This window comes from Vibrio jasicida 090810c (genome assembly GCF_002887615.1).
In the GTDB taxonomy this organism is placed as follows: Bacteria; Pseudomonadota; Gammaproteobacteria; order Enterobacterales; family Vibrionaceae; genus Vibrio; species Vibrio jasicida.
On sequence record NZ_CP025793.1, the window covers coordinates 2,240,225 to 2,265,020 of the forward strand.

Here is a 24,796-nt window from a genome sequence, read left to right on the forward strand (position 1 = left end):
ATACTCAATCAATAACAAAACAATGGAGTGGATTATGAAGTTAAGGATGATGTGGACCGCGATGATGTCGTTGGCCGCTTTTTCATTTGCAGGTAATGCATTGGCCGTAGACAAGCAAATGTCCCCTGGTTTGAAGAAGAAAATGCAAGCCATCTGCGGTTCGAAAAGTGGTGTCCCTGGAGGTTGGCAAGTGGCGAAAGTGACACCGGATGCAGAACGCTCGCTCAGCATGATTCTGCATCAAATGAATGCGACAGATAAGTTAAAGCAAATCAATGATGTCAGAACTCAAATCGTCGGCGGTACACACTATGCGATGGAGTTCGAGCTTAAAGATGGAGAAGTTTGGAACGCGATTGTCCTGCACAGTGCTCGCGGCGATTACATGATCGAGAGACACGCCAAAAAAGGCGAACTCTGCCCGAAAGACGGCAACTCCTAATTCCCAGATTCAAATACAATAAAGGCGACAGTTTAGTCGCCTTTGTTCTTTTCTGGTTTAGCGACGGCTTCAAACGCTCGTGTAAACTGATAACTCATAATCTGGGGGCGAATCAAATCACATACTAAGTCAGACACATCATGCTTGGTGAATGGTAAATGTTCCGATAGAACCTCTTTGGACTCTTTATCAACCGTTTGAAAAGATTCAACAATTCTTAGAGGAACGTGAAACTGATGGTCTCTCACGAGAAAGAAATAGTATTGGAGATGTTCGCCATACGTCGCTGCGTTGTTAATTTCGCTACCAATTTTCACCGCTTCAACACGGCTGCCTTCACAATCAAATTTAAGCACATTGGTAATTTCTGCTTCCATAGAACCTGGCACGTAGACCATATAATCTGACTCCAACTCGTGACCTGATAACAAATATGCATCATTAAAACTCAAGATTTGAAAACTTAAAGATGGAGTAGGTACCAACAACATCGTCAAAAAAAAACTACCTAAAAATATCTTTGAATGTACCTTTTTTATACAGCCCAGCAAAATCTCATGTCGTTGTCCATATGAATCTGTATTTTTATTAACTACCGCTGTAATACTATCCGTGACAGTACGAGAGGCTCCTTTGTCAGCTTTCAAATATAACTTGTTATTTAACCAAAAAATCATCGCAGTCCTTACTGCATATTTTGGTTTAGCCACAAGGTTTGGGGAGGAAACAAAACTCACATCTTCATCCCAGATGTTGGCGTGTACTCCTTCTATTGCAGCATAATTCCCCTTACCTGTAAGCTGTATCATTCCTCTACCGCGGTACTTCCAGCCATCACCAGTGCTTTCACTTCCATTCCCTATTCTCATAGCATACGCATTGTTTGCTATTGCTTGTTGATTGGCTTTTTGATTGATTGCGGCGTTTCTTCCATGTTTTTCTGCTAGCTCTGGATTTTTACGATAGGTTTTGAATGTATTTTTTAATCCCTGAACTGAATAATTGAAATTCTCTTCAAGCGTGATATAAGGACCTACCTCTTTTACCAATTGAGCAATGAAGTGCGATATTCGTAATTCGCTATCTAACTTACATTCAACTAGCTTTGATGAAAGTTCTTCGCTTATAACTAGTAAATATTCATCTGAAACTCTCGCTTCATTCTTCCAAACTTTCCTAAGATGTTGCTTCGTAATCATAACTCCTCCAATAAATACAAATTTAAATAGAAAGAGCTAGAAAACATCTTAAAAATGTAAGTTAAACGCTGCCATACGTCACCTTTAAATCGCTTTATACATATAAATTACGTTATCTTGCGATACAATCCACACTCGAAGAATAGCGCACGATATCAACAAACTCCTGTCGCCATGCAGGCTCATGTTTAACGACGTCTACTTTGTGATTGGCTTTTTACTGTTAAACCGTCTCGGTTTTCGCCTCTATCTTCTCATTCACTTTATCGCAAATGTACTCCCCAATCGGCATTGCAGATGTCGCCGCGGGAGAGGGGGCGTTGCAAACATGCAGGCTTCTCGCGCTTTCGGCAAACAAGAAGTCATGAACCAAGGTTCCATCGGATAACACTGCTTGCGCGCGAATACCCGCAGGATATGGTTTGAGGTCTTCGACCTTGATGCTTGGGCAATATTTGTTGACCAATTTCAGATAGCTCGGCTTCCACCACGAGTTCTTAAACTCATCCAATCCGGTTTTTAGATGCTTTTGTGTCACCTTCCAAAAGCCGGAGAAACTGAGCATTTGCATGGTATCTTGCAGGCTGAAGTTAACCTTGTCGTACCCTTCTCGCTTCCAGCCTTGCACCGCATTTGGACCAACGGTCACACTGCCATCAATCATGCGAGTCAGGTGGACGCCCAAGAATGGCAAATCAGGGTCTGGAATTGGATAAATAAGATGATTCACCACTTGGTCGTGTTTGCTATCTAAACGGTAGTATTCGCCGCGATAAGGGATTATTTGGAAATCGGTTGGAATAGACATCATCTTAGTCATGCGATCCGCCATCAAGCCGCTGCAAGTGACCAAGAACTTGGCATTGAGCTGCATGGTTTGCCCGTCTGAAATGCAGGTCAGTTGGACTTCTTCATCCTTCTCTTCGGCAGCCACCACTTTGGTTCTCAAGCTAATTTGCCCGCCGAGATTTTGGAACTCTTCCGCCATCTGCTCAGTGACCAAACGATAATCGACAATACTGGTAGTTTTGACATAAATCGCGCCTAAGCCAGTGATGTTTGGCTCAGCCAGCTTGAGTTGAACTTCATCGAGTAGCTTTACGTCGATGCCGTTGACATGACAGCGCTTATAGAGGGCATTCATGCGTTCGACTTCTTGCTCATTGGTCGCAACCAGTAACTTGCCACAGTTCTCCACCGGAATATCGTGCTCGGCACAGAACGAAATGGTTCGCTCTACCCCACGCTTACAAAAATCCGCTTTTAAGCTGCTCGGAGCGTAGTACACCCCGGCATGAATCACGCCGCTATTGTGTCCGGTTTGGTGCTTGGCAAAACCGGACTCTTTCTCAACCAATAAAATGGATTTGTCTGGATGACGTTGCTGCAGTTGCCATGCCGTCGACACACCAACGATACCGCCACCAACAATGATGTAGTCATAGACTGATTTCATACGACCTCTTATAAAACCGATAGTTGAGATTGTTGCAATTTGAACTTGCGACCACTGTAAATGAACACCGCGACAAATACCGCGCAGCTTGCCACACGAACCAACATTGGGATGTCGTGCCAAACCAGCAAAGTACCCACCACAACCAACAAGAGACGCGTCAGAATGTTTAGAGGACCTTCCAAGTAACCTTCAATCGCACCAATCAATGCATAGGTTCCGATGATGGCGAAGAAGCCCACGGTAATTACCGACGTTACATCCCAACTTACCAAGCCTGTGTAAGCAATCAGCAGCGGTACAAGATACAAACCTTTAGCGATTTTCCATGCCATCAAACCGGTACGCATTGGCGGTGTTTTAGCGATGGTTGCCGCAGCAAATGCAGTCAAACACACTGGAGGCGTTACGTTACTGTCTTGCGATAACCAGAAGATGATGAGGTGAGCAGCCAGCAATGCCAAGCCTACCGCTTCCATACCCAAACTTTGCTCTAGTAGGGTTTCCATAAAGTCCGCAGGTACTAACGCCACCATTTCTTTCGCGGTTTCCAACGCCATTGGTGCATTAAGAAGTTCCAACTTTTCTGGCGCCGCCAACATAAAGATGGCTTTTGCTTGTTCAGGCAATTGACCCGACACCATCAATTCAAGCAATTGGTTTTCCGCAATCAACTTGTAAAGCGCAGGGGCAGACAGTGTGCCCAATACAATATACGCCGCTGTCACGGGTAACCCCATGCCCAATACCAGAGAAGCGAGCGCAATCAGAACGATCATGATGAACAAGTCACCATTCGCCCAACCGTCGATCATCAATGAGAACGTATTACCAATGCCCGTCGTGCTGATCACGTTGACCACCAAACCGATACCTACCAGCAATACGGCGGTTGTCGCCATGTTTTTCGCACCTTGTGAAAGTGCTTCGATGATCGCTTTTGGTCCCATCTTATGATCTTTCGAAAACCAAGAAGCCACCACCACTGAAATGATCGACAAGCCCGCAGCGTAAGTCGGCGTAAAGCCTTGAACCAACAAAGTGACCAATACCGCCAGTGGAATAAGGTTGTGCCATCCGCTGATCACTACTTTTAGTAGAGACTCATCACTGGTCGTGATCTTTTGAACGCCGCTGCGTTTGGCTTCGATACGCACAAAGAACGCCACAGACAAGAAATAAATAAGAGCAGGAATAAAGGAAACCGCGATGATATCGACATAAGGAATTTGCGTGTAAGACGCCATGATGAAAGCACCCGCGCCCATCACTGGGGGCATCAGCTGACCACCTGTTGACGCTGCGGCTTCAACGCCCGCAGCAAAGCGCGAAGGGAAACCTGCTTTCTGCATTAAAGGAATACTGATAACACCGGTTGAAACCGTATTTGCCACACTGGAGCCCGATACTGAGCCCATCAATCCCGAGCCAATCACCGCAATAAAACCGGGACCACCGATGATTTTGCCTGCCGCAGCACGTGCCACGTTGATAATGTAATCACCAACACCAGAGCGAACAAGAAACGCACCAAACAGAATGAACATGAATACGAAAGTCCAACTGATGCGCGAGATAGAACCAAACATGCCCTCAGAAGAATAAAAGCTGCGGTAGAGCAAGGTTTCCATGCTCAAACCCGGGAAGTGGAAAATGCCTGTCGCCCACTTACCCCAAAACACAACGTAACTCAGACACACCACAATCAACACTGGAATAAACCAGCCCATGGTGCGTCGAATCAGTTCGATAACAATCAAAATTGCCATGATGGCGAAGACCCAATCGCTGGTCACGAACTTCACACCGCGTTCGTACAGCGCATCTTCGGCATAAGGAATGTAGAGCAAACACGCGACCGCGCCCATAGCAATCAACACATCGATACCGAGTGCAATCTTACTCTGCTTGAGAGAGATATGAGCCGGATACCAAAGCGCACAAATCACCGCGAAGCCAGCAAAGTGGGTCGCGGAAATCCATAACTCTGGTAAGGTCGATAAGGTATTAAACCAAATGTGCAAAGCAGACAACACCACGCCAAACACTGTAATTGTGGTGGTTACCCACGGAAAGTCAGTGCGCGTGGGCAGCTCAAACTTCTGTAATTCCTTTTCTATTGAGTCGCTCATCTCATACTCCAAGCTCTGGCGGCTTTTTCCATCTTAGAAATCGGTAGGGATAAAATGCCCCGAGCCGAAACTCGGGGCTAAGTAGGCGTTATTTCGCCATTAGATCTGATGGGATTTCGATGCCCATTTCTTTGTAGTAACGCGCCGCGCCTGGGTGAAGAGGCACTGGCAAACCCGCAATCGCTTTTTCCATTGCCATTGCTTTGGTTGCTTTGTGGATGCCTTGTAGGAATGGCAAGTTCTCGTATATTGCTTTCGTTAGCTGGTATACGTCTTCTTCCGAGATATCTTCACGAACGGCCAAGAAGTTTGGTTGTGCGATAGTCGTGATCGGCTTGTCCAGACCTGGGTAGGTGTTGGCTGGGATCTCGTATTTCGTCCAAAGGTTATAGTGGCCATTCGCCTCTTTGATTTGTTCGTCTGTAAACGAAAGAATCGAGATGTCTTTACCTAGCGCAGCAAAAGCTTGAGTGACCGCCCCAACGGGGACTCCCGCTGGCGTGTTCATGCCGTCAATAGTGCCGTTTTGAAGCGCACTCGCGCTACCGCCGTAGCCCATGTAGGCTAGATTGAATTTATCTGGGTCGACATTCAGACCTTTCATGATTTGACGACCAGAATTCTCTGTACCAGAGTTTTTCTTACCGATGGAGAACTTCTTACCATCTAGGTTGTTTAGATCTGTCACTGTGCCCGTTTTTGCTAGGTCAGAACGAACAATAAAGTGCTCAACGTTTTGCCACAACATAGAGACCGAACGCAGCTGCTCTTGGCGACCGCTTTTCTCATAAGGACCTTCGCCAGACCAAGCCCACGCACCGTAAAGACCTTGTAGAATCGCGAACTGTGCTTCATTTTCGTTCAGCAGTTTGACGTTTTCACCAGAGCCCGCAGAGCTGATTGCAGAAAGGGAGAAGTGGTGCTTTGGTGCCAATTTCACTTTGCTTAACGTCGCCAACGCTACGCCCACAGGGTAGTAAGTACCACCTGTCGATGCCGTTGCAAGAATGTAGCTACGATCTTCTGCCGCAGCGTTAGCAGCAATACCAAAAGAAGTCACAGCGACAGCCAAAGCTTTTACCAGCTTATTCATTTTCATTATTACTCTCCGTGTAGTCGTTTCACGATTGGGGATTTACATCATGTTAAATCTTTATTAACAACACATTCCCTAGAGCAATTGAAATGCCAACTTTTAACCCTTTGTATTTATTGAACTAAGTGCTGAAAGACATCAAAAATGAGCAAAATCATGCTGATTTGATAGCAAAGTAATGAGCAAGATCTTGCTCATTGAAGAGAAGAAGGTTGTACGCCTAGATCGCAAAAGGTTAATAAAATGTGATCAAGACAAAATAAATGCACGATTCACTAATAAGCAATATTTTGCCGATGCAATTTTGGGTTGAACTGCAACTAATGAGCGTCTTAACAATAAGAAGAAAAAGCGCATCATTCTAAACTGCTCACTTTATCAGCGGAGGTTTATAGCCTAAACGACTACAAATAGCACAAAAATACAGCAAAACAAGTCATGTTACAGAAATGAAAAGTCATTTATTCTAATTTTGAATTTAAAAAGCAGTTCGATCCACCAGTTCAGAAACAAACGTTGACCGTATCAACTTATTTTCTACTTCGGGGTTGTGCCAATAGCCCTATGTTCGTTAGGGTAGAAACACGCCAAGGCAAACGTATTCCTTGGTATTTTTTCGTCATTAAGGATCATCCATGTCAGCAACTGCGCAATTACAATTCGCTTTAAAACGCCCATCAGGCGTTGCTGCTGCGATCCTCCTGCTCTCTCTGAAACTGATTTAGAGCTGACAGGCTATATCTAAACTTTCTGTCAGCTTGAGAAGAAGCTGACGGGAACACCACATACTCCTCCCATTCCTTTCAGTTTCTTCCAAGCGAAACATAAGAGGAATAACAATGTTAAGCGCACGCAATATCGCCGCTTTGGGCTTCATGACTTTCGCCATGTACTTAGGCGCGGGTAACCTGATCTTCCCTCCATTTTTGGGCTACCAAGCAGGTGAAAACTTTCTGAGCGGGATGTCTGGCTTCCTCTTAACGGGCGTAGGTCTGCCTGCGATGGCACTGGTGATGGTGGCTATCGTGAACGGTTCAGACAAATTAACCGCTGCCCTACCTAAACCTTTGGCGACCAGTTTTTGGGTAATGGTGTTTATCGTGATTGGTCCTGCGTTCGTAATACCACGTGCCATTACCGTCGCTTACCAATTTAGCTTTGCACCAATGTTTGGTAATGCCGCTTTGGTGCCTTTCACTATTGCCTTCTGTGCTATCACCATTCTATTTGCCCTATATCCGGGTAAGTTGGTCGACAACCTAGGTAAGATCTTAACGCCTGCCTTGATGGCTATCTTAATCATCATGTCTGTGACGGCTTTGATTTCTCCTGCAGGTGAGCTAACTGCCGCAACAGGACCATACGTATCTGGCGCATTTGCTGAAGGCTTGACCCAAGGCTACATGACCATGGATGCGCTAGGTTCTATCGGTTTTGGTTGGATTATCTTCCGCGCGATTCGTAGCATGGGTGTGGATTGTCCGAAAGCCACTGCAAAATACACGCTAATCGCAGCTCTGATGTACGCGGTTGCCATGGCATTTGTTTACATCTCATTAGCTTACATTGGTTCGACGAGCTCGTACTTGGGTTCTGAGTTCAGCAATGGTGGCGACATCTTAACGGCGTTCACCTTCAGCCACTTCGGCGCATTTGGCTCACTATTACTAGGTGCCGTGATGGTATTGGCGTGTTTGACTACTGCTATCGGCGTAACCACAGCAGGCAGTGAGTTTTACGACAACACTTTCAGCAAAGTGAACTACAAAGGCTGCGTGATCACGACCATGGTATTGGCAGGTTTGATCGCTAACGTAGGTCTAGAGCAACTATTGGCGATCACATTGCCAGCGGTTGTGGCGCTTCACCCAGTCGCGATTGCGTTGATGATCATGGCACCAGTGCGCAACAAGATGTCGCAAATCATGGTGGTCGCGACCGCATTCACTGCTCTAACGTTTGGTTGTGTTGATGCGCTGCACATCCTAGGTTACATGCCAGAAGCCGCAAACCAATGGTTAGACAGCAACATGCCGCTATACCACTACTTTGCAAGCTGGATTGTTCCGACCATTGCTATGGTGATTGTGGGTGTAGCCTTTACCCGCAAGGCAAGCCAACAACAAGCCGAGTTGGTGAACCAAGCCTAGATTGGTGAATACCTCAACAAAAAATACCTCGACAAAAAACGGCTTCCTCAGAAGCCGTTTTTTTATGTGTAATCAGAGCGATTCAAACCAAATTTCTGCATCTTTTGGTTGAGGGTTCGGCGCGGTAAATCTAGCTCGACCATCACATCCGTGATTCGCCCTTGGTGTCGAACTAGCGAATCATGCAGCACTTTACGCTCAAAATTATGTAGCTGAATCGCCAACGGAACGCCCGCTTGTGTCTCTTCGGTTGTAGAAGATGGTCGACTGGAAAGAATTTCCATCACGGAGACGGTTTCATCCAGAGCAAAACGCATCGCGACATTCCTTAGCTCACGCACGTTACCGGGCCAAGCGTAAGCAAGAATGGCTTTTCTATCGGCTTCACTAAGCGGACGACTCTCAGGGTTACTTTTCAGGGCAAAGTGTTCGAACAAGATCAACGCGTCTTCTTCTCGCTCACGTAGTGGTGGCAAATAGATCTGCGCTACATTGAGGCGATAGTACAAATCCTGACGAAACTCATCATGATCATTGAGATCTTCTTTCGCGGCGGCGATCACTCTCAAATTAACCGAGATCTGCTGATTGCCTCCAACGCGCTCAACTGTATGTTCCTGTAATGAACGTAACACTTTCACCTGCATGGACAGCGGCATACTCTCGATTTCATCAAAAAATAAGGTGCCTTTATCCGCGTATTCCAATTTACCAATGCGCTTTTTACCCGCTCCAGTAAATGCCCCAGCTTCGTGCCCAAACAGCTCACTTTCAAACAAGTTCTCAGGAATAGCGCCACAGTTGATTGGCACAAAATGATGGGTTCTACGTTGGCTTTCATTATGCAAGCTCGTCGCCACCAGCTCTTTACCACAACCTGTTTCGCCGTAAATGATCACGTTAGTATCAATGCGCGCTAACTTGGCTACTTGTTCTCTAAGCTGTTGCATCACTCGGCTTCGCCCAATCAACACTTCTTCTAAGCCGCTAACACTAGATAGGTACTCTTGGCGATCTTGAGTAGACGTTTGTGCGCGATAACTCTCGACCGCTTCGGTCACACGTTGAGATAAGCGCTCAGGTTGGAAAGGTTTCTCGATAAAATCGAACGCACCGTTTTGTAACGCCCCGACAGCCATGTCAACGTCACCATGCCCGGTGATCAAGATAACCGGCGTTGGAATGTGATTAGCAATCAGACTTTCTAGTATCGACAAACCATCGGTGTCTGGCAGGCGAACATCACTGACAATCGCATCAAATTCTTGGCTAAGAATGGCCGCTTTGCCCTCTTCGCCTAAACTGAATGCGGTCACGTCAAACCCCGCCAGTTGCAGCCATTGGCTGGTAGCCTGACGAACAATGTCATCGTCTTCGATAAGTGCAATTTTAGGGGTGTCGTCAAAAGCCATGAGTTACTGCCTGCTTTATGGGGTAGGAAAGAAATCGCTCTTTATTAACGGTAGCAAAAACCACTGAGGAGAAAAGGAGCTAGATCTCACTTCTTACTTACAAGTCTTTAACATCCAACCAGTTAGGCGCACTCTTTAATGACTGTCGATGAGAACGCACTAGCTGAATGGAGTCGGTATGCAGCGCAAAAGGAATGGCAAAACATGGCTTGTGGTCGCAATTGCGGCAGTGCTGATGTTGTCTTGCTATAGCGCCAGCAGAGAGGTGGCTCGTCAGTGGTTGAGCGTACAAACTCAAACCGAAGCTCAACAAAAACTGCTCGACTATATTGGTGAAGTTCGCCGTGCACTCAAACGCTTCTATCACCTGCCTTACCTCGTCACCAATAACCCAGAAACCATCGCTTTTGTGAAAGGGAATCTGACTTATTACGAACCGTTGCAAACCCAACTGACTCAACTCGATAAAGCCGCCAATACGGAAGGCTGGCTAATCCTGTCTAACTCTGGCGAAGTATTGGTCTCGAGTTTAATCGAAGAGCGCTTTAGCCTGTCTGACCGAAAAGCCATTGTGGAACAAATTCACAATCAAGGCGGTGGGGTTTCCTTGGTGAACAAAACCAAAGGTTCGAGCCCGTTGTATTATCTTGCAGCCCCTATCTATGATGGTTTGGATATCGCAGGTATTGTCGTGGTGCAAATCAACCTCAGCCTGTTGACCGAACAGACCATTACCAGCCAAGACATCATTACGTTGCAAAATCGCCAGCAACGCTTTTTCCTATCAAGCAGCTCGCTTTATAACGCAGACTGGTTTAACGAACCGAGCAACACCGTTCAATTAGAAACTCAACGTTTATACGACAACACCAATATCAGTGTGTGGACGCTCAATCAGCAACGCTATTTTGCGCACACCGTTAAATTGGATGATTTGAATTGGTACGTCAGCTACCTCACCCCTTCTAAGCCGATTCAACAAACCATCAACGTGATTGGTTGGAGCGTAGCAGCGCTGCTCTTATTGGTTGTATTGCTCGTCATCATTGGCTTACAACGACGACAAAAGCACATCAATCAACAACGAATTCAAGCTCTGTTGGAAGAGTCTCAACGCCGCTTGAAACAGATGATCAATAAAACCCACGTTGGTTTGCTATTGATTGATGAACAAGGAAGACTGTTCGATCTCAACCCAATGGCGAAGCGTTTGTTCTGTCTACCAGAAAGCGTCAATCGACATGCTTTTGCTTGGGAGTTATTCGATGCAGGCAATCCTAATTCCACCACACTTAAGTTGCTCAAGGACTTACCTAAACATAAAGAGCTCGCAGAGATCAGTACGGTCGAAACCATTGCCAGACGCAGTGACGGTAGCGTCTTCCCTGTCTTGTTCTCACTGACCAGTTTCCCTTGGCATGGCGAGCAGTATTTCCTTGCGACGATCATCGACATCAGTAAGCGGAAAAAAGCCGAGCAATCACTGCAACAGGTCAACCAAGAACTGGCGCAGCGAGTAGAAGAGCGAACTCAAGCGCTAAAAGAAGCACAAAGCCAGTTGATTGAATCGAGCAAAATGGCCGCCTTGGGTCGCATGTCGAGCGCGATTACTCATGAACTCAATCAGCCACTGACGGGCTTGCGTACCCTGCTCACAACAAACGAACTGTTAGCAGAACGTGGCGAAACCGAGATGATGAAAGCCAACAACGTATTAGTGCAGAAGCTGATTGATCGCATGGCGAGCATGACCAGTCAGTTAAAGACGTTCGCCTACAACAAACCAGAAAGCCTACAAGCGATTTCTCTTACCTCCGCACTCGAAGAAACCTTACGCGTTTATCAATCCCAATTAGACAAGGTGGATGTGCGTGTTCGAGTTCCTCATGACTTACCTAACATCATGGGCGAAGAACAACGACTGCTTCAGGTGCTCGGTAATCTTGTCTCGAATGCGCTAGACGCAATGAACAATACCACCAACCCGCAGCTCAGCTTGATCGTCAACCCAACCAGCAATCAGGTCGAACTGATCGTCAGTGATAATGGCTGCGGCGTGTCGAATGAGATGCTTGAATCCATGTTCGAGCCCTTCCAAACCTCAAAGAAAATTGGTGAAGGATTGGGGTTGGGGCTAGCGATTACGGCCAATAATATGCGTGATATGAACGGACAAATTGCCGTGCAAAAGAATGAACAAAATGGGCTGACTTTCACTTTGTTGTTCAAATCAGCTTAAGCTGATATTGATTACAAAATCATCATTAGAACTAGGCATCCCCGCTGTTTGAGAAAAACACGATCTCGATACAAGAATCCCTCCTTGACCTACACTATTCTCAAGCAAATAAAACGAATAACTTCCGAACGATAAAGAGTGAGAAACATGATTAAGTTTCCTGAACATTTTCTTTGGGGCGGTGCCATTGCTGCAAACCAAGTAGAAGGGTCGTACAACCTTGGGGGTAAAGGGTTATCGACATCAGACATGCTGCCAAACGGTATTTTGAGTCCGCATCAAACCCGTGAAGAACGTACGCCGGGTATCAAAGACGTGGCGATCGACTTCTACAATCGCTACCCAGAAGACATTGCGCTATTCAAAGAGATGGGCTTTAACTGTCTGCGCCTATCTTTGGCATGGAGCCGCATCTTCCCGAACGGTGACGAGCTAGAACCTAACGAAGAAGGTTTGGCGTTCTACGATAAAATCTTTGACGAACTTGCCGAGCACAACATCCAACCTTTTGTGACCTTATCTCACTACGAAATGCCTTACGCACTGGTTGAAAACTACGGTGGTTGGGGCGATCGTCGCGTCATCGAATTCTTCGAACGTTATGCTCGCACTGTGCTGGAACGCTACAAAGACAAAGTGAAGCTGTGGTTAACGTTCAACGAAATCAACATGTCACTGCACGCACCATTTACCGGTGTTGGTTTGCAAGAAGACGCCAGTGAACAAGAGATTTACCAAGCGATTCACCACCAGCTAGTCGCAAACGCAAAAGCGGTAAAACTGTGTCAGCAAATCGTACCAAACGGCAAGATTGGTAACATGCTGCTTGGCGCAATCAACTACCCATATACCTGTAATCCTGATGACGTGCTTGCTGCAATGCATGAAAACAACAAGTGGTTGTTCTTCGGTGATGTACAAACACGTGGTCAATACCCTGGCTACATGAAGCGTTACTTCCGTGAAAATGGCATTGAAATTCAGATGGAAGCAGGCGACTTAGAAGAGATCGCATCAGCAAGCGTCGATTTCATCTCATTCAGCTACTACGCAAGTGGTTGTGCGAGCGCGGATCCGAAACAAAAAGAAGTGGGTAACATCGTCGATAGCGTACCAAACCCATACCTTGAAAAGAGCCAATGGGGTTGGTTAATCGATCCAAAAGGCCTTCGAGTTCTGCTGAACTTCCTTCACGATCGCTACCAAAAACCACTGTTCGTCGTAGAAAACGGCTTGGGCGCGCGTGATGAACTCGATGAAAACGGTGAGATTCAAGATGATTACCGCATCGCTTACTTGAACGACCACCTTGTACAAGCACACGAAGCAATTCTTGATGGCGTTGAGCTGATGGGCTTCACCAGTTGGGGACCAATCGATTTGGTCGCAAACTCGACCGCTGAGATGAGCAAGCGCTACGGTTTCATTTATGTGGATCGTCATAACGATGGTCAAGGTACGTTAGAACGTAAACGCAAGAAGAGCTTCTTCTGGTATCAAGATGTGATTCGCACTGGTGGCGCTTCCTTAGAAAGCTAAGTTTGTTCTTATCTAGATATAAAGTGCATGTTTATTTAGATAGAAAACGACAAAAGCCCTGCAAATTCAGGGCTTTTCTTATTCCCGATTTTCAGTCGTATGACCTATTGGTTAAACACCAATTTCACCACCGTCTTCACGGCGAATAACCACCGTCGCGGCACGTGGACGCAGTGTCATTCCTGCAGGTGTTTCTTCCGCAGCATTGTCGCTGTATGGCCAGTTGCCTGGGTGCTGAATGTTCACAAACAGAGATTTGTAATCTGGGCTGATGGTAAAGCCCGTCACTTCACAGCCGTTAGGGCCAACAAAGAAACGTTTCAACTCAGCTTGGTTTTCTGCACCGATCACTTCTTGTGTGCCGTTTGAATCCGTCAGCTTAGAAGGTACAACTGCAAGCATTTGGTCATTGGTGTAAGACGTCACTTCATCTGCACCGTTGTCCGTTTGAATCCATAGGATTCCGCGAGGGTCAAACGCTAAGCCGTCTGGGCTCGCAAACTGGTTAAGCTCGGTCAAACTCGAACGGTTAGTGTCCGCATCACCGTTTGCCGGAGAACCAAACACGAAGATATCCCACGTGAAGTCTGTTGCTGCTTCGCCTTCATCCCAACGGATTACGTGACCAAACTTATTATTCAAACGTGGGTTTGCAGGGTTAGTTTCCTCTGTACGCTTAGTGTTATTCGTTAGCGTCAGGTAAACCGAACCTGTGAATGGGTCAACAGTACACCACTCTGGGCGATCCATTGGCGTCGCACCCACAAGGTCTGCTGCGCCAGCCGTATTCAGGATGATTTCTGCTAGAGAATTGAAGCTATCTGCCAAAGTACCACCAGAAACCGTCGTGCTGTCTAGTGTCAGTGGTAACCAAGTACCAGAGCTGTCTTCGTTGAAGCGCGCCACATACAGTGTGCCTTCATCCATGTACTTGTCACCCATCGCCAAGCGATTATCAGGGTTAGCATCCGCAGGATCCCACGCTGCCGCAGATTCAAATTTGTATAGGTACTCAAAGCGAGAGTCGTGACCAGAATAAAATACTACTGGTTTGCCTTCTTCAAGCTTGCCGAATGTACAGCCTTCATGACGAAAGCGGCCTAGTGCAGTACGCTTCTTCGCACGTGAGTTTTGCGTGTAAGGGTCAATTTCAACAATGTAACCATGGCCGTTGGCCTCGTTACGGTAATCGTCCAATGCGCTTGCGCCTGTTGGTTCTACATTGAATCGCGTGAATTCGTCCAAACGCTCTTCGGCATTACCCGCTAACGTTTCCCATAGGTAACGAGTGCTTGTGTCATCAACACCAATACGATCTTGCTCTTCAGTGCGAACACCTGCGTTGACGAAGTAACCCGGCCAGTTCTCTTCACACGTTAGGTACGTGCCCCAAGGCGAGAAACCATTACCACAGTTGTTCAGTGTGCCACGTGCTTGGCTGCCATCTTGCGAGAAGCGAGTTACGGTCAATTCTGTATTCGCGACAGGGCCAGAAAGATCCATAACCGTTGCACCAGTGTAGCGTCGGTTTAGTGGATCAGTATCGACTAACTTCCACATATTGTCTTCGAGCTGTATGCGAACCACAGACACGCCGTGTGCATTAATTTCCTTACGAACTTCATCGACGATAGTACGCACACCGCCCACAACTGTTGGGCCACTTGGGTGCAGTGCTGAAGTATCAATGTACTCGTGGTTGATACACAACAAGCCGTCCGTGTCGCTATCGTTTAGCGAGAAAAAGTGCATGCCGTCGTGGTGCATACCCAATGCATTAAGCTGGTCAGTACTCGTGTTGCTGCCATCGTCTTTCCATGCATTACCTTGTGCGTTTAAAGGCGTACCCCATGGCACCAATACTTGTGCGACGTAACCTTGCGGAATCGATACTGCATCCGTTAGTGAGCCTGGAATCGAATCAAAATTCAGGACTGCACTTGAAACGCCAGAGCCGCCACCAGCAGAAGTGCCTGAACTAGAAGAGTTGCACCCTGATAGACCAAATGCGCCAAAAGCGGTCATCGCACTGATACCTAGGCCACCTTTCAGGATACTGCGTCGAGATAGGCTCGCTTCCAGTACTTCTTCAAAAGGCTTGTTATTACTCTGGTTGTAACGCGTCGCGTCGAAGGTTTCCTTACTCATGGTGTTGCTTTCCCAGTGTTAGGTTGAATTATAGGTTTGTAAATCATTGAGCGAGGGGAAGTTTGGAAGAGAAAAGTGACAGAACTAGTCTATCTTTATGAACTTTGTGTTTAGAAAATGTTATAAATCACCCCTCTATTCTACGTACTTTCGATTTTGCTTGGGCTGAGCTAGATTTGGAGGTATAAGGTTTACTCAAATCATCTACGAGAAATAATCATGAAACTAGATAAAATCGATAACAAAAATCGTCGTCTTCGCAAGAAGCTGTTCCTAGGCGAATTCGCAATCCTAGGTTTTGAGATCAGCTGTGAGACTGACATCAACGACTTTGACCGTTACGATGCATTCGTTGATGAGTTTATCGACTACATTGATGGCCTAAACCTTTGCTTCGGTGGCGGTGGCCTAGAGCTGTTTGAAGGCTTCCTATGTTCAACAGAGCGTTACGAAAGCGCAACTGAAGAACAAAAAGCACAAGTTCTAGCTTGGCTACAAGCTCGCCCAGAAGTAAGCAGCGCAAAAGCTGGCGAACTGGTTGACGCAAACTACCTGTAATTACGGAATCACTCTGTAATAAATAGAGTTGAGCAAGTAATGAGAAAGCTGGTCTTCGGACTGGCTTTTTTGCATTTAAGGCGATGGTTTTGTGCTGAAATGTTGAATCTAGAAAGAGTGGAACGTTTGGTTTTTTTGGGAAGCTTAGTTTAGGAAAGCTGGAGTCTTGGAAAGTATGGATGCGCTAGATAATTTTAGAGCTGGCATTTTATGGAAGGTTATCCGTCCATTGCCAGCTCAGTGCCATTGAGTATGGTTTACTATGCTTTTTTAGCAGTCTCAGTCTTTGTGTCTTTCCAGTATTGGATGCGAACACGGTGTAGCTGAGCTCTTCTCATCTTTTTCATAGCAATCTCCCTCATCTATATAGGTAACGCTCATCTTGAGCTTATTGTCTAAGGTTGTATTCCTCTTCAATTTATCGAGGAACGAATCAATTAACCGTGACTAATTTCACAACATAATGATAAAAGTAGAAGCGTTGCAGTCATTTTTTGACCAGTAAAACTGCTTTTATCTTGTTGATACGGTCAACTTACTCATCACTTATGACAGAAATATGGCAATCAAGTTCCCTATTTAACCTGTCATCGAATCTTAATAACGATTCTTAGATAACCTAGCAAATAATATACCAGTTGCACATAAATTCCAGTTCAGTACACAACAAAAGTACTCACATGTTCAAACTAAGGTTGGATTCGCTGCTGGTAATGCTGTCGGTAATCTCTCGGAGTCAGCCCCTTGTAGGTCTTGAAATGGCGATTAAACAAAGCTTGATTGCGATAACCTACTCGTTCAAACACAATTCCTATTGGTAACTCCGTCGATTGCAACAAATCAGCGGCATGGTTGATTCTTAGCTTCATCAAACGTTGGCTAAACGGCTCTTTAAAGTGCTTTTGAAACAATCGTGTGACCGCACTTTCACTCAACGACAAGTAATTGGCTAAATCAGCCAATGTCACCTTGCTGGCAAAATGCTGCTCAAGATACGCGTTCACACTTGCGACGCGCGCTCTTTCTTGTTGCTCGTGTTCACTCATCGAAAGATAAGAATGGGTCATCAAGGTTTTCGCCGCTTCGTCATGGGCAACCAAAGATAAGATATGAATGAATCTCGACAATTGTTCCATCGCGGGCACTTTCATCAACTCTTGCAGAAGATCCACTACTTGCTGTGCCGTTCGCTCAGAGAACACCACTCCTTTATTTGCGGCTTTCAATAACGGGTCTAGTTTGCGTAGCTCAGTACAATAGAACATTAGGTTCGCGATCCACTCACGCTTAAACCAAATCACATGAGTCTCGCAATTGCTTTCTACCGACGTGGAGTGAATAGAGTGAGGCACACCTGGCGCAATTAGCAGCATCTGATTGTGGGTCACCTCTAGCTCGTGATGCCCAATGTGCAAAGTCCCCGTAAAGTGGCGGTGGATGACCAACTCAAAAACATCATCGTGAAAATGAAAATCGTATTCTTTCGCTGGTTCATCAATACGACGGTAGCGCCAAGAAAAACCAGGCCTTTGCGGTACTTTTTCGATGTGCGCCATTTGATACCCCACAAGATAGTATTGTTTCACGCGCAAATAATATCAGTATTACCGACATATTCTTCATCACGCCTCAATAGTATTGATATTGAGCGGCATACTATCAACTAAGCCTCATCACGCTCCTTATTCTTCTCTTGTAAAGATAAGCTAACTAAGGAGCTTTTATGAGTAACTTTAAAACCAAGCTACGCCAGATTATGCAAAAAACTCGTGATGAGTGGGCTGCGTTTGCGATAAAGGAAATGGGAATTTCATCTAAAGCCATCGCCAAATCTTATGGCTACAAGTCGAGTTGTGATCTTGAGCAAACTCTCAAACAAGACGAAAAAGACGCCGATTCGTACATTCGCTCGGCACCTTGTGCGAGATCTCTCACAAGCGATGTAAGCAAAACGACCATTTTTGACTAAGAACAAATCGAACAACAAACCTAACTAACTGAAAATTAATAATTATCCTTTTTTAAGCAATATTCGCTGCCAAAGTTTTTTTACCTAGCTGATTGAGAGTAATCAGCAAAACAACAATACTAAGTGTGTCGACAGGATGTTGGCGGGAACAGGAAAAAGCCTAAAGGATTGGGTATCTTCAGGATGAAGATTTGATAGCTTAGGATGAGTTGTCAGCAAGGATGTAGTTAAGCTCTAGGATAGAGTTCGCCCGTCAGGATGATAGGCAAGAATGGACACCGCTAGGAAGGCGATGAACAAGGAACTCGGTTAAAGGACTTAGCCACAATCAAGGATAGATGCAGGGAGCACCTATTAGTAGCCGGATTGCTGCGAAAAAGAATAAGCCCCGTCTGGGAAACCAGGCGGGGTTTTATTTTGCCTATCATTTAGCATCCTCCTCTGCGTTATTCCACGCATCATGCTATTATTTCTACACTTTATCTCGAAACGCTTTCTTTAATAAACGCTGAGCAAACAACGTCCTATGCTTAATCCAGTTTGGTTACACACATTCAAAACTCTTGTCGAAGTCGGCCACTTCACTCAAACAGCAGAAAAGCTCTATATGACCCAGCCCGGTGTCAGTCAGCACATCAAAAAGCTAGAGCAAGCTTGTCAGCACCCATTGATTAAGCGCGAGAACAAAAGCTTTGAACTGACAGAGCAAGGCCGAATGGTGTACGCCTACGCATTAGAGTTGGAAGAGAAAGAGAAAAACTTACTGGAAGATCTGAGCTTCGATGATCCCTTTGCAGGTCATTGCAAGCTGGCTTGTTCCGGAGCACTTGCCTTGATGCTGTTTGATCCACTGCTTGAAAAGCAAACCCAGCATCGCGGATTGTCGATTCACTTGGAAGCGGCGCCGAATCAGTCGATTCTAAATGGGGTTGCTGACGGCCGTATTGATATGGGCATCGTGACATACTCTCCCAACAAGAGTGTTTTCCAAAGTGAACAAATTGGCAGAGAAGCGCTGTGTCTGATCTTACCAAAGTCTTATCATGGTAAAACGTTAACACCTGAGCTGCTTCGAAGTTGCGGCGTGATTGGTCACCCAGATGCTGAACATTATATGACGTTGTTTTTCGACCAATGTGCAGAACCTTTACTCAAAGAGATCAAGGTCAGTGACATGCCATTATCGGGCTACGTCAACCAACTCAGTCAGATTCTATTGCCCGTCAGCAAAGGACTGGGTTTTACCGTTTTGCCCTACAGTGCGGTGGAAAGCTTTTCATTAAGAGAAGAGTTGTATGTGGCTGAGTTAAAACAACCGGTGTACGAAGATTTGTTTTTGGTGAGAAAACGCAGCCGCACACTGCCACTGCGATACCAGACCATCAAAGAAGTATTATTGGATGTGATTGGTGGAGCTCATCAATGAAGTTAGCCACTCTTCGCTGGTAATGCGTTTGTCTTGGCAATCCACCCAATAGGGTTTGCCAGATAACCAGCTCTTTGACGCGACCTCTTTTATAAACACATCCACGGAATCAACGTCATCTTTGGCGTAATCCCATTTATTGCGCATGTGTTCTGCCGCTTCTTGATTAGTGTACGCCTTGCCGTTGCGGATAAAGGTACAAGAGGATTGCTCAACTCGCTTTATCAACGTCGAGACATCTTGCTCTACCCCTGCGAGTGCAAAGATAGGCAGAATGCTTAATGTAAGTAACAGTGTCCACTTTGCTTTCATTGCATCTTTATCCTTATCCCTGACCACGTAACTAATACCAAGTAGCTACTAATAAGTGACTTAACTATTCTGGTGTTTGGCTGTTTAGCTCAGACATTATTGCCACCATGCCTTAGCAGGCTGAGGCTCCGCAATCGCCAAGCGTTGACCAATCTCAGGGCTCACTAACGTTACACCGCGCTTCTCACTGATGTCTAACGCGCGTTGCATCGGTTCATTCCAATCGTGCATCGACAGATCAAACGTACTGTTGTGAATCGGCATCATTACTTTGCCCTGCACATCAATGTGTGCTTGAACACTTTGCTCTGGGAACATGTGAATGTCTGACCAAAGTTCATTGTATGCGCCGGTTTCAATCATAGTGAAATCAAACGGACCATACTTTCCACCAATCTCTTTAAAGCCATTGAAGTAACCGGAGTCACCACTGAAGAACACTTTGTGTTGTTGTGCATTAATAACCCAACTGCCCCACAGCGTCGTATCACGGTCTGTCAAACCTCGACCAGAGAAATGCTGAGTCGGAGTCAGTGTATATTCAATACCGTCAACAGAATGTGACTCCCACCAATCTAGCTCGATCACTTTCTCCTTAGGCACGCCCCAGTTGACTAGCAACTGACCGACTTTTAACGGCACCAAGAAAGTGCCCACTTTGTCGCCTAATACTTTAATAGAAGCTTTATCTAGGTGATCGTAATGGTCATGGCTGATCACCACCACATCGATGCTTGGTAAACCTTCTAGCGTGATTGGGGTTTGGTGAAAACGTTTTGGCCCCGCCCATTGCACAGGAGACGCGCGATCACTGAATACAGGGTCAGTCATGACCAGTTTGCCATCGAGCTTCATTAATACGCTTGAATGACCTAAACGGTAGATAACATCATCTTGCTCCTCTAACAATTGATTCGCAGTCATTGCATGAACCGGAATTTCAATCGTTGGTGTTGGATTGAGGCGCTCAGTCGTAAAGTAGGCTTTCATGATGCCGAACATGTCGCCCAAGCTGCTTTTGTATTCCAACTCTGTGTTTGCAAATTTGTCCGGGTATGTTGGCGCTTTTTCAGTATCAACATTAGAACAAGAAATCATTGATGTACCCATCGCGAACGCTCCTACTGTGGCTAGCAAAGTTTTTTTCATAAAAAGTTAACCCGAACAAAAGTAAACTACACGGTGCAGTTTACATTCTAATTATCAAAAGTAAACTACTTAGTGTAAAATAGGTCTAGAAATGATCTTATTAACTCGGCAAGTTTATGAATGTAAAAAAAAAAGGTCGCAGTGAGACCAAAAGAGAAGCCATCCTGTGCGCAGCAAAGCAAGCGTTCCAAGAGTTTGGGGTGCAAAACACCAGCATGGATAAGCTCTCTGCTATCGCGCAAGTCTCTAAACGCACGGTCTACAACCACTTCCCTTCTAAAGAAGCGATCGTGACAGAGTTACTAACCGAACTATGGCGTTCTTCAATGATGGATAGCGACATTGAACGTTTACCAACACTCCCGCTAAAAGATCAACTGGTCGAATTGTTGTACAGCGAAATTATCGTGGTAACCGCACCTGATTATATTGAACTGGCGAAAGTGGCTTTCGGACATTTCTTGTTTAAGCCGGAAGATCTCAAAGAACAAGCGGAACACATGTCGAAGCAAGAAACGGCCTTGTACCGTTGGCTCACGCAGCAATCAGAAAAAAACACATTGAAGGTTGATGATGTGGACGTGGCAAGCATTCAATTGCACAACTTAATTAAAGGCAGCGCATTCTGGCCACAATTGATGGGGATGCGAGCTTCGCTAAACTTGGAAGAATCTAGGGGTTTAGCCACCCAAACGGCTGAACTCTTCTTAAGTCATTACTTAGTTCAATAACAAAAAGCGGCTGAATGGCCGCTTTTTTGTGATTTATGCCATAGTAAATTGATGTAATTTTGACTCATTTTTCTTTTTCATTCCCTTGACAGTCGCATGCAGCAAGGCGTGAGAGTTCGATAAATTATTTTTGTCGTATCGACGATATTTTTTCGTTTTCATCTACTGAGAAAACGCCCTAAGGTTCGCACCTCTGACGACGTGGTTGTCCAACCACAATTCTAAGTCGCTGAAGAGAGTGGATTCTGTCACATCAATTACACCCACTCACTATACTCTATACTTACATTTTTAATTTGGTACTGACTTACTAAGGAATTGCCATGCGTATTGCTATTCTTTCTCGTAATGAGAATCTATATTCAACCATGCGCCTAAAGCAGGCGGGTGAAGAGCGCGGACATCAAGTTGATGTTATCGATACTCTGCACTGTTATATGGATATTACGAGTAACAACCCTAAGATCCGTTACATGGGTGAAGAATTGCCAAAGTACGACGCGGTTATTCCACGCATCGGTGCATCTATCACTTTCTACGGTACAGCGGTTGTACGTCAGTTTGAAATGATGGGCACATTCTGTGTGAACGAGTCAGTAGCAATCAGCCGCTCTCGTGACAAGCTACGCTCTATGCAGCTGCTATCACGTAAAGGCATTGGTCTACCTCGCACGGGTTTTGCTCACCACCCTGATAACATTCAGGACGTGATCAAAAACGTTGGCGGCGCACCATTGGTTATCAAGCTACTTGAAGGTACTCAAGGTATCGGTGTTGTTCTTGCTGAGACTACGAAAGCAGCAGAAAGCGTGATCGAAGCATTCATGGGCCTTAAAGCAAACATCATGGTGCAAGAGTTCATTGAAGAAGCAAACGGCGCAGACATCCGTTGTTTCGTAGTGGGTAACAAAGTTATCGCAGCAATGAAACGCCAAGCAAAAGAAGGCGAGTTCCGCTCTAACCTTCACCGTGGTGGTTCTGCTCAGCTTGTAAAACTAAGCAAAGAAGAACGCGCAACCGCAATCAACGCAGCGAAAGTGATGGGGCTAAACCTATGTGGTGTTGATATTCTTCAATCGAAGAACGGCCCTGTGGTAATGGAAGTGAACTCTTCTCCAGGCCTTGAAGGTATCGAATCAGCAACTGAAAAAGACGTTGCAGGCATGATCTTCGACTTCATCGAGAAGAACGCAAAACCAAACGCTAACCGTACTCGCGGTAAAGGCTGATAATTGTTTGAGTGAGAGCCTGATAAAGGGCTCTCTTTTGACTCATCGCTAGGATGACACTATGAATCAGAAAATGATCATTGGGAACGCCGAAGCAATTTGCTTACCTGAGTTAGGGATTACTCACCTTGAAGCGCGTATTGATACAGGCGCACAGACTTCTTCTCTGCACGTAGATAACCTAGAGTGCACTGAACAAGACGGTCAGTCATACGTGGAGTTCGATCTACACCCAGATGTTTACCACTTAGAGCAAGTCGTTCGCTGTAAAGCTCCACTGAAGGCGAACCGCAAAGTGAAATCATCAAACGGCACTTTCGAACACCGCTGCGTGATCACAACGATGCTACGCATGGGCGACCAAGAGTGGCCAATCGACATCACGCTGACTAACCGTGAAAAGATGACTTACATGATGTTGTTAGGTCGTCAGGGTATGGCAGACAAAGTTCTGGTAGACCCGAGCCAATCTCATTTATTGGCTCCATAATCCCCGTAGCTTCAGATGAGCGAACTCCGTGGTCGCTCATCTGGCTCTTCTCTGATTTTCTAGCTGCCCTTCTCCTGTCTATCGTTCTTCCTTTTCAGAACAGAACGCATTAATCCTTTCAGTTTTATCTTCGTTACTCGCCAATGCGTAATGGGTCTAACCGGTGCGGTATTGATGATGTGTTGATACGCGTCTTCATCAAACTCAACCTCTCCCCCATGTGCCGCCAATAAACAGCTTGGTTTCATCTCAAAAACGCGCTTTAACGAACTTCGATATTGGTTAGGATGAAAGATAGGAAATGGCGCTATCAAATGGCTTTTTACCTGTACCATTAAATCCGCTACGTACAACACACTCTGTTCGGCATGATAAACCGATAAATCCCTGTCGGTATGCCCCGGAGTGTCCAATATCTGCCAATCAGCAAAACCGGGAATCACCTCTCCATCCACCAGCTCAATATCCGGCCTTAGTTTTCGCGAATACCATAAGTTGCGCTTGGGTTTGCGCATTCGGTTCGCCATCCAACGTGCCAAAATCAAATCCGTAAGATGCATTAGCCAACCATCAAAACCGCCATACCAATGTGTGTCTCGTTTGGCTGCCAATAGCTTGCAGCCCGTCAAATCTCTTAGCTTGTGCGCCGCACCAGCATGGTCTGGGTGCATGTGGGTAACGACGACCAACTTTAGGTCTGTGAATGGGCGATTGAGCTGATGCTCGATAAAATCTTTGAGGTGAGGAATATCCGCTCGACTTGCGCCATCAAGCAGCATCAATTTGTCTGGATACTCGGCGAGATACATGGTTTGGATGTATCCCTGAATTCTGTGCAGCTGCAAAACATGTCCTTGTTTTGTTGAGTCTTTGTTCTTATTTTTTGTCGACCAAATCCTTACTGGTCAGACCAACTATAACAGCAGAATGGACAGTCTGTTAAATAAATGTTTACACCAACCATCAACAACAGTTGTTAATCGAAAGCACAAATTTTAATCATTAGACTCTGGTTGGGTTTTATCCGTTAATGCGCGCACACGGAGTTCGTGTCAGGGTATGAGGTTAGCGCCTCATGATTTGCTTTTTTGTATTTTCTCCTCTATTTCCAATGAGGGC

General features: G+C 45.7%; 20 protein-coding genes. 10 read left to right on the top strand and 10 right to left on the bottom strand.

The window, feature by feature from the left end; genetic code table 11:
- Window positions 1–34 precede the first annotated feature (34 nt).
- A complete protein-coding gene (locus C1S73_RS27455) occupies window positions 35–442 on the top strand; it encodes a cystatin (protein WP_038868545.1) in 408 nt (135 codons plus the stop codon).
- A gap of 32 nt (window positions 443–474) precedes the next feature.
- Here the strand turns inward: C1S73_RS27455 and C1S73_RS28175 are convergent, their stop codons facing one another.
- From C1S73_RS28175 to C1S73_RS27475, 4 genes are all read right to left on the bottom strand, one after another.
- Window positions 475–1,641 (bottom strand): glycoside hydrolase family 19 protein, encoded by a 1,167-nt coding sequence (locus tag C1S73_RS28175; RefSeq protein ID WP_227740535.1) that lies wholly within the window; start codon window positions 1,639–1,641, stop codon window positions 475–477.
- 223 nt (window positions 1,642–1,864) lie between these two features.
- Complete coding sequence (gene lhgO / locus C1S73_RS27465) at window positions 1,865–3,097, bottom strand: L-2-hydroxyglutarate oxidase (protein WP_038868544.1); 1,233 nt, start codon at window positions 3,095–3,097, stop codon at window positions 1,865–1,867.
- Between the two features lie 8 nt (window positions 3,098–3,105).
- Complete coding sequence (locus C1S73_RS27470) at window positions 3,106–5,229, bottom strand: TRAP transporter permease (protein WP_038868543.1); 2,124 nt, start codon at window positions 5,227–5,229, stop codon at window positions 3,106–3,108.
- 88 nt (window positions 5,230–5,317) lie between these two features.
- On the bottom strand, window positions 5,318–6,328 hold the full coding sequence (locus C1S73_RS27475; protein ID WP_038868542.1) for a TAXI family TRAP transporter solute-binding subunit: 1,011 nt from the start codon (window positions 6,326–6,328) through the stop codon (window positions 5,318–5,320).
- 836 nt (window positions 6,329–7,164) lie between these two features.
- On the opposite strand from C1S73_RS27475, the gene brnQ reads away from it, so the two are divergent.
- On the top strand, window positions 7,165–8,475 hold the full coding sequence (gene brnQ / locus C1S73_RS27485; RefSeq protein ID WP_038868541.1) for a branched-chain amino acid transport system II carrier protein: 1,311 nt from the start codon (window positions 7,165–7,167) through the stop codon (window positions 8,473–8,475).
- 62 nt (window positions 8,476–8,537) lie between these two features.
- On the opposite strand, the gene C1S73_RS27490 is transcribed toward brnQ, so the two are convergent.
- Complete coding sequence (locus C1S73_RS27490) at window positions 8,538–9,887, bottom strand: sigma-54-dependent transcriptional regulator (protein ID WP_038868540.1); 1,350 nt, start codon at window positions 9,885–9,887, stop codon at window positions 8,538–8,540.
- A 178-nt stretch (window positions 9,888–10,065) separates the two neighbouring features.
- Between C1S73_RS27490 and C1S73_RS27495 the strand changes: the two genes are divergently transcribed.
- The gene (locus C1S73_RS27495; protein WP_038868538.1) at window positions 10,066–12,126 is read left to right on the top strand and encodes a sensor histidine kinase; all 2,061 of its coding nucleotides are present in this window, start codon (window positions 10,066–10,068) and stop codon (window positions 12,124–12,126) included.
- 147 nt (window positions 12,127–12,273) lie between these two features.
- Window positions 12,274–13,665 carry a glycoside hydrolase family 1 protein gene (locus C1S73_RS27500; protein WP_038868537.1) on the top strand — a complete coding sequence of 464 codons (1,392 nt, stop codon included), beginning with the start codon at window positions 12,274–12,276 and terminating at the stop codon, window positions 13,663–13,665.
- A 111-nt stretch (window positions 13,666–13,776) separates the two neighbouring features.
- On the opposite strand, the gene C1S73_RS27505 is transcribed toward C1S73_RS27500, so the two are convergent.
- Entirely contained in the window at window positions 13,777–15,813 is a 2,037-nt protein-coding gene (locus C1S73_RS27505) for a PhoX family protein (RefSeq protein WP_038868536.1), read from the bottom strand.
- 219 nt (window positions 15,814–16,032) lie between these two features.
- Here C1S73_RS27505 and C1S73_RS27510 point away from each other — a divergent pair, with 219 nt between their 5' ends.
- A complete protein-coding gene (locus C1S73_RS27510; RefSeq protein ID WP_005438242.1) occupies window positions 16,033–16,371 on the top strand; it encodes a YggL 50S ribosome-binding family protein in 339 nt (112 codons plus the stop codon).
- A gap of 689 nt (window positions 16,372–17,060) precedes the next feature.
- On the opposite strand, the gene C1S73_RS27515 is transcribed toward C1S73_RS27510, so the two are convergent.
- Window positions 17,061–17,927, bottom strand: a complete 867-nt coding sequence (locus tag C1S73_RS27515) for a helix-turn-helix domain-containing protein (protein ID WP_038868534.1) — start codon at window positions 17,925–17,927, stop codon at window positions 17,061–17,063.
- 167 nt (window positions 17,928–18,094) lie between these two features.
- Here C1S73_RS27515 and C1S73_RS27520 point away from each other — a divergent pair, with 167 nt between their 5' ends.
- Both C1S73_RS27520 and C1S73_RS27525 read left to right on the top strand, forming a co-directional pair.
- Window positions 18,095–18,340, top strand: a complete 246-nt coding sequence (locus C1S73_RS27520; protein ID WP_038868532.1) for a hypothetical protein — start codon at window positions 18,095–18,097, stop codon at window positions 18,338–18,340.
- Between the two features lie 526 nt (window positions 18,341–18,866).
- Window positions 18,867–19,766 carry a LysR family transcriptional regulator gene (locus tag C1S73_RS27525; RefSeq protein WP_038868531.1) on the top strand — a complete coding sequence of 300 codons (900 nt, stop codon included), beginning with the start codon at window positions 18,867–18,869 and terminating at the stop codon, window positions 19,764–19,766.
- Here C1S73_RS27525 and C1S73_RS27530 read toward each other — a convergent pair.
- Window positions 19,734–20,078 (bottom strand): DUF5329 family protein, encoded by a 345-nt coding sequence (locus C1S73_RS27530; protein WP_038868530.1) that lies wholly within the window; start codon window positions 20,076–20,078, stop codon window positions 19,734–19,736. The genes C1S73_RS27525 and C1S73_RS27530 overlap by 33 nt on opposite strands.
- A gap of 96 nt (window positions 20,079–20,174) precedes the next feature.
- Window positions 20,175–21,188: an MBL fold metallo-hydrolase gene (locus C1S73_RS27535; protein WP_038868528.1), complete on the bottom strand. Its 1,014-nt coding sequence runs from the start codon at window positions 21,186–21,188 to the stop codon at window positions 20,175–20,177.
- A 155-nt stretch (window positions 21,189–21,343) separates the two neighbouring features.
- On the opposite strand from C1S73_RS27535, the gene C1S73_RS27540 reads away from it, so the two are divergent.
- From C1S73_RS27540 to C1S73_RS27555, 3 genes are all read left to right on the top strand, one after another.
- Window positions 21,344–21,958, top strand: coding sequence for a TetR/AcrR family transcriptional regulator (locus tag C1S73_RS27540; protein ID WP_038868526.1), 615 nt, complete (start codon window positions 21,344–21,346; stop codon window positions 21,956–21,958).
- 323 nt (window positions 21,959–22,281) lie between these two features.
- On the top strand, window positions 22,282–23,187 hold the full coding sequence (rimK, locus tag C1S73_RS27550; RefSeq protein ID WP_005438260.1) for a 30S ribosomal protein S6--L-glutamate ligase: 906 nt from the start codon (window positions 22,282–22,284) through the stop codon (window positions 23,185–23,187).
- Between the two features lie 61 nt (window positions 23,188–23,248).
- The gene (locus C1S73_RS27555) at window positions 23,249–23,677 is read left to right on the top strand and encodes an ATP-dependent zinc protease family protein (RefSeq protein WP_005432588.1); all 429 of its coding nucleotides are present in this window, start codon (window positions 23,249–23,251) and stop codon (window positions 23,675–23,677) included.
- A gap of 59 nt (window positions 23,678–23,736) precedes the next feature.
- Here C1S73_RS27555 and C1S73_RS27560 read toward each other — a convergent pair whose 3' ends face one another.
- On the bottom strand, window positions 23,737–24,486 hold the full coding sequence (locus C1S73_RS27560) for an MBL fold metallo-hydrolase (RefSeq protein WP_038868572.1): 750 nt from the start codon (window positions 24,484–24,486) through the stop codon (window positions 23,737–23,739).
- Window positions 24,487–24,796 lie beyond the last annotated feature (310 nt).